At 40.4% G+C, this 10,810-nt stretch carries 12 protein-coding genes and 1 tRNA gene; 8 read left to right on the top strand and 5 right to left on the bottom strand.

The features are described from left to right. Window positions 1–10: 10 nt before the first annotated feature. Window positions 11–1,024 (top strand): dipeptide epimerase, encoded by a 1,014-nt coding sequence (locus tag P767_RS0105580; RefSeq protein ID WP_026763735.1) that lies wholly within the window; start codon window positions 11–13, stop codon window positions 1,022–1,024. Here the strand turns inward: P767_RS0105580 and P767_RS0105575 are convergent. From P767_RS0105575 to P767_RS0105555, 5 genes are read right to left on the bottom strand one after another with little or no spacing between them, the layout of a single operon-like run. Further along, window positions 1,007–1,465, bottom strand: coding sequence for an NUDIX domain-containing protein (locus P767_RS0105575; protein ID WP_026763734.1), 459 nt, complete (start codon window positions 1,463–1,465; stop codon window positions 1,007–1,009). The genes P767_RS0105580 and P767_RS0105575 overlap by 18 nt on opposite strands. A gap of 3 nt (window positions 1,466–1,468) precedes the next feature. After that, window positions 1,469–2,407, bottom strand: coding sequence for a magnesium transporter CorA family protein (locus P767_RS0105570; protein ID WP_026751610.1), 939 nt, complete (start codon window positions 2,405–2,407; stop codon window positions 1,469–1,471). Window positions 2,408–2,410: 3 nt separating this feature from the next. Beyond that, a complete protein-coding gene (gene dapF / locus P767_RS0105565; RefSeq protein WP_026763733.1) occupies window positions 2,411–3,211 on the bottom strand; it encodes a diaminopimelate epimerase in 801 nt (266 codons plus the stop codon). A 36-nt stretch (window positions 3,212–3,247) separates the two neighbouring features. Then, complete coding sequence (locus tag P767_RS0105560) at window positions 3,248–3,610, bottom strand: four helix bundle protein (RefSeq protein ID WP_026763732.1); 363 nt, start codon at window positions 3,608–3,610, stop codon at window positions 3,248–3,250. Window positions 3,611–3,649: 39 nt separating this feature from the next. Beyond that, on the bottom strand, window positions 3,650–4,528 hold the full coding sequence (locus P767_RS0105555; RefSeq protein ID WP_026763731.1) for a nucleoside phosphorylase: 879 nt from the start codon (window positions 4,526–4,528) through the stop codon (window positions 3,650–3,652). An 89-nt stretch (window positions 4,529–4,617) separates the two neighbouring features. Here P767_RS0105555 and P767_RS0105550 point away from each other — a divergent pair. From P767_RS0105550 to P767_RS0105520, 7 genes are all read left to right on the top strand, one after another. Continuing rightward, window positions 4,618–4,688: transfer RNA gene (locus tag P767_RS0105550), tRNA-Cys, on the top strand. A 115-nt stretch (window positions 4,689–4,803) separates the two neighbouring features. Further along, entirely contained in the window at window positions 4,804–5,619 is an 816-nt protein-coding gene (locus P767_RS0105545; RefSeq protein WP_037351648.1) for a sulfite exporter TauE/SafE family protein, read from the top strand. Between the two features lie 78 nt (window positions 5,620–5,697). Then, a complete protein-coding gene (locus tag P767_RS0105540; RefSeq protein ID WP_026763729.1) occupies window positions 5,698–7,098 on the top strand; it encodes an MBL fold metallo-hydrolase in 1,401 nt (466 codons plus the stop codon). 107 nt (window positions 7,099–7,205) lie between these two features. Beyond that, entirely contained in the window at window positions 7,206–7,529 is a 324-nt protein-coding gene (locus P767_RS16000) for a YHS domain-containing protein (RefSeq protein WP_037352339.1), read from the top strand. Between the two features lie 80 nt (window positions 7,530–7,609). Further along, window positions 7,610–9,025 (top strand): MBL fold metallo-hydrolase, encoded by a 1,416-nt coding sequence (locus P767_RS0105530; protein ID WP_026763728.1) that lies wholly within the window; start codon window positions 7,610–7,612, stop codon window positions 9,023–9,025. Window positions 9,026–9,028: 3 nt separating this feature from the next. Continuing rightward, a complete protein-coding gene (locus tag P767_RS0105525) occupies window positions 9,029–9,469 on the top strand; it encodes an OsmC family protein (RefSeq protein ID WP_026763727.1) in 441 nt (146 codons plus the stop codon). Between the two features lie 58 nt (window positions 9,470–9,527). Beyond that, window positions 9,528–10,760: an MFS transporter gene (locus P767_RS0105520; protein WP_026763726.1), complete on the top strand. Its 1,233-nt coding sequence runs from the start codon at window positions 9,528–9,530 to the stop codon at window positions 10,758–10,760. Window positions 10,761–10,810 lie beyond the last annotated feature (50 nt).

Genomic DNA, 10,810 nt, shown 5'->3' with positions numbered 1-10,810 from the left:
CCAGCAAGAAGTGGAGTTAAGATATACCAGGACCAGTTTACCATTCGCCCATCCTTTTACTATATCGAATGGCAGAACCAAAACACATCAGGAAGCCCTGTTGGTGGCATTGAACCTTGGCCCGTTTACCGGATACGGAGAAGCTCCGGCCATTGCTTACTATGATATTACAGTAGATAAAATGATAGCCGATTTAACGGCTAAACATAAGATGGCAGCCAAATTTGCCATGACCGATCCGGAAAGGTACTGGCATTATCTGCATCATCTTTTTCCAGATAATCCATTTTTGGTTGCTGCGTTGGATATAGCCGGCTGGGATTTGTATGGTCAGATGAAGGGCAAGCCACTGTATGAATTATGGGATACCAGCTGGTCAGAAGAATTGCCTGTTTGTGATTTTACCATCGGCATAGATTCCCCTGAAAAAATGGTAGAGAAAATGCTGGCGAAACCCTGGCCGATTTATAAAATTAAACTGGGTACGCCGGATGATATTGGTATCATAAAAGCGCTTAGAGAAAAAACGGCTGCAATTTTCAGAGTGGATGCCAATGCAGGTTGGACCACAGAACAGGCAGTTGCACTTATACCGGAACTAGCCGAATTGGGAGTAGAGCTGGTTGAACAACCTTTGGCAAAAGATAATTGGGAGGGCATGAAATTGTTATATGCTTCTTCATCACTTCCCCTGATGGCCGATGAATCCTGCGTTGGTGAAAAAGATGTTGCAAAATGTGCAGGTTATTTTCATGGAATCAATATCAAATTAACCAAGTGCAGTGGTATTACACCGGCTAGAAGAATGATAAAGGAAGCCAGAGAGTTAGGATTGAAAGTAATGATGGGTAGCATGAATGAATCTGTAATTGGCTCAGCTGCCATTGCCCATTTTTTGCCACAGCTAGACTATGTGGATATGGACGGTCCTTTGCTGCTTACCGAATCCAACGCAAAAGGTATAACATACAATAATGGAAAGGTTCAACTTACGGGTAAGCCCGGCTTAGGCATTTTCTTTTAAAAGTTTTACCACTACTTTATCTATTGGAAGTGTCATGTCTTTTTCTGACAAGCTTTCCAAAGGAATCCATCTGAATACCTCTGCTTCTCCATTGGGGTCTTTTATTTGCTCTGGCCGAAAAGAAAATGGGATATCACTGGTAGGCAGGATAGCTGTATTGGCTGCATGCACGCGATAGTAAATGGAAATGATCTGGTCTTTATTATTGAAGGCTGAAATTTGAAAAAAATCGGTGGTGTAAAAATGCGTACCTATATTTATGTCCAACCCGGTCTCTTCCCTGAATTCCCGTTTTAAACAGTCTCTGGTTCCCTCTCCGAATTCCAATCCTCCGCCCGGAAGTTTGGTAATATAAGCTCCCCGTATAAACTCATCGGTTACCAGTAATCGCTGGTATTGATCTATCAGTATTCCGTAAACACGAACATTAAATAGCGGCATTGCTTAAAACCATTTTTTCTTATAAAAATAACCTCCGATAATGATGGAAACGCAAAGAGAAATAATTACCGGGATATAAAAAGCATGATTGGAATGTTGGTAGGGTATATCTACATTCATGCCATAAATACTGGTTACCAAAATGGGTAAGGATAGAATAATGGTGATGGAAGTTAAACGCTTCATTACATTGTTCAGATTATTGCTGATGATACTGGCAAATGCATCCATGGTACTGCTTAGGATATTGGTATAAATATTCGCCATTTCCAATGCCTGACTGGTATCTACAATTAAATCCTGCAGGAACTCTCTTTCGTCTTCGTTTAATCCAAGAAAATTGGTTCTTTCCAGTTTCATCATCAGCATTTCGTTGCTTCTTAATGCGGTTACAAAATACACCAGGCTTTTTTGTACACGCATTAATTTCAGTAAGTCTACATTGCTGTTACTGTCGTATAAACTTTGCTCGTATTGATTTCTGCTGTGGTTAATTTCTTTCAGGTAATCCAGAAATGTTTGTACTACTTTTTCAAACACTTTCAATACCATCATATTTCTCTTGTCGGGGTGTCTTTTTTGAAAAGTGTTCAGGAATTTTTTAATAGCGCCATTATCAAAAGAGTTAACAGTGATAATTTGATTATGAGTTAGAATAATACAAATAGGTATGGTAATGTAAAAAGCATCCGAATCATTGAACGAATTGTTCTCTGTTGGGGTCTTGATGATAATGATTTTAACATTGTCCTCCATTTCATAACGAGGGCGTTCATCAATATCCAGGGAATCTCTTAAAAATTCAATGGGGATTTCCAGTTCTTCACTTAGTTCTACAAATTCTTCTTCTTTAAACGGAGGTACCAGATTTACCCATACGCCCTGATCTGCTTTCTGAATTTCAATGGTCTGACCGTCTATATTTTTAAAGTACTGGATCATTTTTTACACTTTAGAAATCCCGTTTACATTAATTGTTCCTTTGAATACCAATTCCGCAGGCCCACACAACCAGATATCTTGAAAGCTTTGCTTTCCGGTTCTTTCAAATTCAACGGCAAGGCTTCCGCCTTTGGTTTTAATTTGTACGGTTTGTTTAGGAGTGTCATTCTCCATTGACATTATTATTGCGGCCGCAGTAACGCCTGTGCCGCAACTGTAGGTTTCATCTTCAACCCCACGTTCATAGGTTCTGACGTAGAGTTCATCCTTGTTTACTCTTTCAACAAAGTTTACGTTGATGCCTTTCTCTTTATACTCCTTGTTATACCTGATTTTTTTTCCTTCTGCCACTACGTTAAATTCTTCCAGATTCATCACTTCTTGCACATAATGAGGGGAGCCTGTATTGATGGTGCAAGCTCCAGAAAGCTGGCTTATGCTTTTTACATCAATCATTTTTAATTTAACCCAGCCACTTTGTGTTACAATGGCCTCATGTGGTCCGTCCGAAGCAATGAATTGATATTTTTCTTTTATAATTCCGGAATCAAAAGCAAATTGGGTAAGACATCTTCCGCCATTACCGCACATGCTGCCTTCAGCACCATCCGCATTGTAATATTTCATTTCAAAATCATAGCCCGCCCGACTATTCAGCAGCATTAATCCATCAGCCCCTATACCAAATCTTCTATGGCATAAAAGAGCAATATCTTTTTGATTGAGTTGAATTTGGTTGTTTCTGTTATCCAGAATAACAAAGTCGTTACCCGTTCCCTGGTATTTAAAGAAGACTAAATGCATGTTGCAATTTAGGTTGAAATGGGGAAGTAACAGCGTTTAATTGCGATAGCCTGCCTGGATATTTGATTCGCTAATGACTAGTATCTGGTCCATGAAATTGCTGAGTTCCGCTAAGTCTGATTCTCTGAAATGCCCTAATCTGATAGACATTTTCATTTGTGTGATTAATTCTGCGTAACTCTTGATGAATTGAGCAGACTGCCACTTAAGGGTTGGTTTGGTTTGGGCATTAGCAATGGCTGATACACGGTTGCAAACAATAATGATGGTTCTTCTGAGTTGAGCGGTTAATACAAAGCGTTGCTGTACGGGAAGCATACAGGTAAGCTGGTATACTTCCTTCGCAGCCATAATGGAATGCTGATAAATGGATATCTCTGGCTTTGTATTTTCAGACATTAATCAAATTTACTATCTAAAAATGGGCTGAAAAAATATTTATTGCATGCCGGACAATATTTCCAGGCTTTTTACGATTAGGGATTCTACTGCTTTGCCCCCGTCTTTACTAAAACTTTGTTGTACCCGATTAGCAACTATTGCACTAAGACTTAAGCAGTTATGATTTAGAAGTTTCCCTAATCCATACATAGCACTGGTTTCCATCTCAAAATTGGTAATGCGGTGATTCCCGTAGCTGAAACTGGTTAATTGTGGAATCAGGTTGGGGAATTGCAGTGGTAAGCGTAAAATTCTTCCCTGTGGTCCATAAAATCCCGGACAGGTAACCGTAATGCCATGATGGAAACCATTTACAAATTCTTTGAGTACACTGGCAGATGCTGATGCCATATAAGGAGTTACCCCATTGCTGCCCAATTGAGTGTGTGTGTCAAAGGCGTTTAATATCTGCGATTCTTCCTCATTATTCTGCTGCTTGTAAAAATGAAGCAGATTGTCTACCCCCAATCCATGTGTGCTGGCTACAAAGCTATCAACAGGAATATCCGCCTGTAAAGCTCCGGAAGTACCCATTCTCACTATGGTAAGTTTGGTATGCGCAGGCTTGATGGTTCTGGTGCTAAAATCAATATTGGCCAAAGCGTCCAGTTCATTGAAAACGATATCAATATTATCAGGACCTATTCCGGTGGAAACTACTGAAAGTCTTTTCTGCCCTATGGTACCCGTATGGGTTATGAATTCTCTGTGTTCGTACTTACCTTCAATTTTGTCAAAATGCTTGCTTACTTCAGCAACTCTACCCGGATCACCAACCGTAATGATGGTCGTAGCCAGTTCTTCTGGTTTCACATTTAAATGATAAACTGCACCTCTGTCGTTAATGATCAATTCACTTTCAGCAATTCTGAGCATATTTAATAAGATTAGACAGTAAAATTCGGGATTTCTTATTTAGAATTTTAAAATTCCTTTCTTTCCGCTATTTTTGCATCCCCAAACAAGGTCCTGTGGCCGAGTGGCTAGGCAGAGCTCTGCAAAAGCTTCTACAGCGGTTCGAATCCGCTCGGGACCTCCGAAAGGGTTGTCGAAAGACAGCCCTTTTTGTTTTTAGATCGTTGCCATTTTGTAACTTTTGTAACCATCTTTACCTTTTTGATTCTCCATTTTTGTATTCTAAAATTGATTCAATGATCATACTAGGTTATTTATTAGCTGCATTGGTTGGTATTTCACTTGGACTTATCGGTAGCGGTGGGTCTATTTTAACCGTTCCTATTCTGGTGTATATTATGGGGGTTGACCCGGTTTTGGCAACCGCCTATTCCCTGTTTATTGTGGGTTCCACCGCATTGGTTGGCGGTATTCAAAGTGCCACGCAGAAAAGAGTTGATTTTAAAACCGTATTGATATTCGGTATTCCATCCATCGCAGCAGTATATGCTACCCGTCTGTGGCTGGTTCCATTGATTCCTAAAGAAGTGGCTACTATTGGTTCCATAGTTATCACCAAGCCCATTGCCCTGATGTTGCTTTTTGCTGTAGTAATGATTCTGGCTTCTGTAAGTATGATCAAGCCAGGGAAGAAGCAAGCGACAGATGAAAACCTGCCAATGCAATACAATTATCCCATGATACTATTAGAAGGATCATTGGTGGGTGTTTTAACTGGTCTGGTAGGAGCAGGAGGTGGATTCTTAATTATTCCTGCACTTGTTTTGCTGGCTAAAATGCCGATGAAGCTAGCAGTGGGTACTTCTTTATTCATCATAGCTGCCAAATCGTTGATTGGGTTTACAGGTGACTTGCAGGGCAGTGAAGTGATTGACTGGAAATTGCTGATAACATTCACAGCATTTGCAGTGGTGGGCATTTTCGGCGGAATCTTTTTATCTAAAAAAATACCGGGTGAAAAACTAAAAAAGGCATTTGGCTGGTTTGTTTTAATCATGGGTATTTACATCATTATAAAAGAATTATTGTTTCCTGCAGGTGGGGGACACTAATGCAACAAAAGTTACCAAACGCCAATTTTTCACAATTGATATTTGCATCATAAATTATAAACTTAAAAACGAAACCATATGTTTTTTCAACACATTTACGACAAGAGTTTAGCACAAGCCAGTTATTTTATAGGCTGCCAGAAAGCAGGTGTGGCTGCAGTGATAGATGCCAAGAGAGATGTGGATACCTATCTTGAAATTGCCAAGGCCAATAATATGACCATCACCCATATTTTTGAAACACATATTCACGCAGATTTCCTTGCGGGATCAAGAGAGCTGGCTAAACTAACCGGTGCACAGCTGTATTTATCTGCTGAAGGTGGAGAAGGATGGGAGTATGAGTTTCCTCATGTAGGATTAAAAGATAACGATATTATCAAGTTGGGTAATCTGAGTTTTAAAGTAATGCATACGCCGGGGCATACTCCGGAAAGTATCAGTTTCCTTTTAACAGATCATCCTGCAAGTAATGAGCCGGTTATGTTATTCACTGGCGATTTTGTTTTCGTAGGTGATATTGGAAGACCTGATTTGTTAGAGAAAGCAGCAGGTATGATAGGAACCCAGGATAAAGGCGCCAAGCAAATGTATCAGAGCATTAATAAGTTCAATGCATTGCCAGATTATGTACAGGTTTGGCCAGGCCATGGTGCAGGATCTGCCTGTGGTAAGGCTTTGGGTGCTGTTCCAAGTACAACAGTGGGTTATGAGAAAGCCAGAAACTGGGCATTCCAGTATGCCAAAAATGAAGATGGATTTATCAAATTTCTGTTGGCCGATCAACCGGAGCCGCCGAAATATTTTGCCATGATGAAGAAGTTGAACAAGGTAGATCGTCCTTTATTAACTGAAGTTCCCAAGCTAAAGCAACTTTCAATAGAGGAAGTGAATGCAAATATGGCAAAAGGTATCAAGTTACTTGATGCAAGACCCAAATCAGAGTTTGCCGCTGGATTTATTCCTGGTAGCTTAAATGTTCAGGGTAATAATTCTTTTGCAACCTGGGCGGGATGGTACCTTACTTATGACGAACCTTTCATGATTCTGGCAGATGAATCTATGTTGGATGATTTAACCAGAAAATTAATGAGAATTGGTTTGGATAATATTGCAGGTTATTTACCATCTGTAGATGCATATTCTAAGGCGGGCGGTACTTTAAGCAAAGTAAATCAGGTAGATCTGGAAACAGCTAAAGCATTGGCCAAAGATTCAGAAGTTCAGGTAGTTGATTTGAGAGGTGTTGCTGAGTTTAATGCAGGTCATATTGAAGGTGCCGAAAACGTATTCGTAGGAACATTGCCAGACAACCTGAATAAAATAAGCAAAACCAAAAAAGTAATGATACACTGTCAGGGTGGAGACAGGGCGTCTATTGGCTATTCTATTCTTGCAAAAAATGGTTTTAATAATATTGTTAACTATTCTCCAGGTATGAATGAGTGGGTCAGCTCCGGACAATCCGTAGTTGCATAGAGAGTATGAGTTTAGTTAGAGCTGCCTCCCCCGGGCAGCTTTTTTTATGATTAAACTCATTTTTTAAGGTGCTTCTGAATATTAATTTTGAATGGAAATCAGAAAATATGAAAAGAATCAATATGTTTTTGGCAGCAATGCTACTTTTTATTTTGGGTTCATGTAATGAAGCCCCTGCTGAAAAAGTTACTGAAAACGAAATGGCTCCGGTAAAACATGGGGCATCTATGGAACATCATTCCACAAACGATTCTGCTGCGAAATACACACCAGAGATGGTTGCGAATAAAAGGGATTTTATCTGTGGAATGCCTGTAACTGCTGGTATTGCAGATACCGCTCATTATGATGGAAAAGTTTATGGCTTTTGTGCAAGCGAGTGTAAGGCTGAGTTTTTGCAGAATCCACAGGCTCATATAACCGCAAAATAACTATGCCTGAATTGTAACTTTTGATACTCGTTTTTTTTCAATGATTCAGGAGTTTTACAATCTCATTTAAATTGATAGGTATGAAAATAGAACAAATTTATACGGGTTGTCTGGCGCAGGGCGCTTATTATATTGTATCTGAAGGAGAAGCAGCTATTGTTGATCCTTTAAGAGAGATACAACCTTATCTGGATAGATTGGCGAAAGACAATGTTACCTTGAAGTACATATTTGAAACGCATTTTCATGCTGATTTTGTAAGTGGTCATATAGACCTAAGTAAGGCAACGGGTGCAAAAATTATTTATGGCCCAACTGCCAAAGCTGGTTTTGATTGTGTAGTAGCTAACGATGGAGAAGATTTTTCATTAGGAAAGATTCATGTCAAAGTATTGCATACACCCGGTCATACATTGGAGAGTAGTACTTTTTTATTAAAAGATGAACAGGGTAAGCCCCATTGTATTTTTAGCGGAGACACCCTTTTCCTGGGCGATGTTGGCCGACCCGATCTGGCGCAGAAAGCAGCCAGTATGACGCAGGAGGAATTAGCGGGATTGCTTTACGATAGTCTGATGAATAAGATTATGCCTTTACCTGATGATATCATTGTATATCCTGCACATGGTGCAGGTAGTGCCTGTGGTAAGAATATGATGAAGGAAACCGTGGACACATTAGGTAATCAGAAGAAAGTAAACTATGCACTGAATCAGCCCGATAAAGACAGTTTTATTAAAGCGGTAACAGACGGGCTTCAGCCGCCTCCGGGTTATTTTGGAATGAATGTAGCAATGAACAAGCAGGGATATGATTCTTTTGAATCTGTTCTGCATAAGGGATCTACGCCTTTAACCGTAGACGCTTTTGAAGCGGCAGCAGAGTCTACCGGGGCTTTAATCTTAGATACCAGAGATCCCGGCGTTTTTTATAAAGGATTTATTCCTCAATCTATCAATATTGGATTGGGCGGAGATTTTGCTCCCTGGGTAGGGGCCATGATTGTAGATGTGAAGCAGCCCATCTTATTGGTTTGTGATGGAGAAACCTATACCGATGCCATTACCCGGTTAAGCAGGGTAGGTTTTGATAATGTATTGGGGTATATAGAGGGGGGATTTGAAAGTTGGCTGAATGCAGGTAAGCCGGTTGATACAATTGAAAGGATTGATGCAGCTGAATTTGCGGGCATGCTGAATGTAAATTCGGATACTATTTTTGATATCCGCAGGGAAGGGGAATACACAGCAGAACATATTGAAAACGCCTACAACAAACCATTGTTATATATAAATGAATGGATTAAAGACATCAATCCGGCCGAGCATTTCTTTGTGCATTGTGCCGGCGGATACAGAAGCATGATTGCTGCCAGCATTTTACAGGCCCGTGGATACAGAAACTTTACAGAAATAGCAGGCGGATATAAAGCCATTGCTGAAACCAATATTCCTCGCACCAATTTTGTTTGTCCTTCAAAAACTTTAAAACTATAAAATATGAGTACTCCATTTCATTACGAAGTAGACTTAGTTTGGCAATCAGACAGAAAAGGTACCATCAGTTCCCCGGTATTATCCAATACCATTGAAGTGGCTACTCCACCTGAGTTTCCCAAAGGGATGCCTGGAATTTGGTCTCCGGAACATTTACTCGTTGCTGCAGTAAACTCCTGCTATATGACTACTTTTTTAGCTATAGCTGAAAATTCCAAATTGCCGTTTGTTTCACTGAATGTGAAGGCAGTAGGCTTATTGGAACAGCCCGAAGGAAAGTATATGGTTACGACGGTGCTTCTTAAACCAGAATTAGTAATATCCGATGAAACGCTTGCTGAAAGAGCGATGCGCTTATTAGAAAAAACAGAGAAAGCCTGTTTAATTTCCAATTCCATCAAGGCAACCGTGAAACTGGATGCAGTAGTGAAAATTGCTCATTAGTAACTTTTGTTACCAACGCTGAGGTTCTTTCTTTCTAATTTGCTGCAAATTTTTTTGCATGCAGGGATTGAAAGAAAATAAGATTCAGTTCATACTTCTTGTCATTGTCAATGCTTTTGTAGGGGCAATGGTGGGTATGGAGCGATCTATCCTTCCGGAATTTGGCAAGACACTCTTTTCGCTGTCCACCGCAACTGCGATTACCAGCTTTATTATTGCGTTTGGCATTAGTAAGTCTGTTAGTAATTACGCAGTTGGCGCTTTTTCAAAGAAATTTACCAGGAAACAACTGCTGGTAACGGGTTGGTTGATTGCGGCCCCGGTTCCTTTTTTATTGATGTATGCGAATCACTGGAACTGGATTATTGTAGCAAATATTTTTCTGGGTATCAGCCAGGGGCTTACCTGGAGCACTACAGTTGTCATGAAAATTGATCTGGTAGGTAATAAAAACAGAGGGCTGGCAATGGGCATTAACGAGTTTGCCGGTTATCTCTCGGTAGGACTGGCTGCCTATTTATCAGCACGAATAGCAAGTAACTATGGATACGCCATTTATCCTTTTATTCCCGGATTGATTTTTGTACTGGCAGGTTTAGTACTCTCCTTATTTTTCTTAAAAGATACAGCTGCCTTTGTTCAGGCTGAATCCAAAGAAAGCCCTATTCCGCTGATTAAAAATATCTGGTCTCAGACCACCTGGAATCACAGAAATTTAGGCAGTGTAACCCTGAATGGGTTGGTTAATAATCTGAATGATGGCGTTATGTGGGGGCTGGTACCCTTATTGCTTTTTCAACGTCAGTTTACCGTATCAGAGATTGGGATGATTGCCGGGACATATCCCGCAGTATGGGGGATATCTCAGCTTTTTACAGGTAAAATGGGGGATCATTTTTGTAAAAAACAATTGATTACAACGGGCATGTTGCTTCAGGCAATTGCCATTGTTCTTCTTGTATTTTTCACTTCATTAACCGGGGCGATTACAGCTGCCGTTTTGCTTGGCTTGGGGACAGGTCTGGTATATCCCAATTTTTTAACGGTGGTTGCAGAGAATGCGCATCCAATTCAGAGAGCAGAAGTGATGGGCGTGTTCCGGTTCTGGCGGGATATGGGGTATGTAGTAGGGGCTCTGTTAAGTGGTGTACTTGCTGATTGGCTGGGTCTGGAGCCGGCATTGTATGCGATTGCTGCCATTACGGCCGGGGCAGGGTTAATTGCTAATGTTCGTATGTGTTGTACCTTAAAGGTATTCTGGCGTTCGCAGGAATGTTCACCTGCTGTGTAACCTTTGTTACCATGAGTAGGGGTGCTTGTTTTTTACATTTGTATTTAATA

Origin of the sequence: Sediminibacterium salmoneum NBRC 103935, assembly GCF_000511175.1 — a bacterium.
In the GTDB taxonomy this organism is placed as follows: Bacteria; Bacteroidota; Bacteroidia; order Chitinophagales; family Chitinophagaceae; genus Sediminibacterium; species Sediminibacterium salmoneum.
The sequence above is the reverse complement of the archived record's forward strand: the minus strand, read 5'-3'. Positions and strand labels throughout refer to the sequence as shown.

Excerpts from the sequence above, each read along its gene's own strand:
- P767_RS0105575 (WP_026763734.1), bottom strand. The coding sequence starts at position 1,465 with ATGCCGCTATTTAATGTTCGTGTTTACGGAATACTGATAGATCAATAC.
- dapF (WP_026763733.1), bottom strand. The coding sequence starts at position 3,211 with ATGCATTTAGTCTTCTTTAAATACCAGGGAACGGGTAACGACTTTGTT.
- P767_RS0105540 (WP_026763729.1), top strand. The coding sequence starts at position 5,698 with ATGTTTTTTCAACACATTTACGACAAGAGTTTAGCACAAGCCAGTTAT.
- P767_RS0105525 (WP_026763727.1), top strand. The coding sequence starts at position 9,029 with ATGAGTACTCCATTTCATTACGAAGTAGACTTAGTTTGGCAATCAGAC.
- P767_RS0105555 (WP_026763731.1), bottom strand. The coding sequence starts at position 4,528 with ATGCTCAGAATTGCTGAAAGTGAATTGATCATTAACGACAGAGGTGCA.
- P767_RS0105530 (WP_026763728.1), top strand. The coding sequence starts at position 7,610 with ATGAAAATAGAACAAATTTATACGGGTTGTCTGGCGCAGGGCGCTTAT.
- P767_RS0105570 (WP_026751610.1), bottom strand. The coding sequence starts at position 2,407 with ATGATCCAGTACTTTAAAAATATAGACGGTCAGACCATTGAAATTCAG.
- P767_RS16000 (WP_037352339.1), top strand. The coding sequence starts at position 7,206 with ATGAAAAGAATCAATATGTTTTTGGCAGCAATGCTACTTTTTATTTTG.
- P767_RS0105520 (WP_026763726.1), top strand. The coding sequence starts at position 9,528 with ATGCAGGGATTGAAAGAAAATAAGATTCAGTTCATACTTCTTGTCATT.
- P767_RS0105560 (WP_026763732.1), bottom strand. The coding sequence starts at position 3,610 with ATGTCTGAAAATACAAAGCCAGAGATATCCATTTATCAGCATTCCATT.
- P767_RS0105545 (WP_037351648.1), top strand. The coding sequence starts at position 4,804 with ATGATCATACTAGGTTATTTATTAGCTGCATTGGTTGGTATTTCACTT.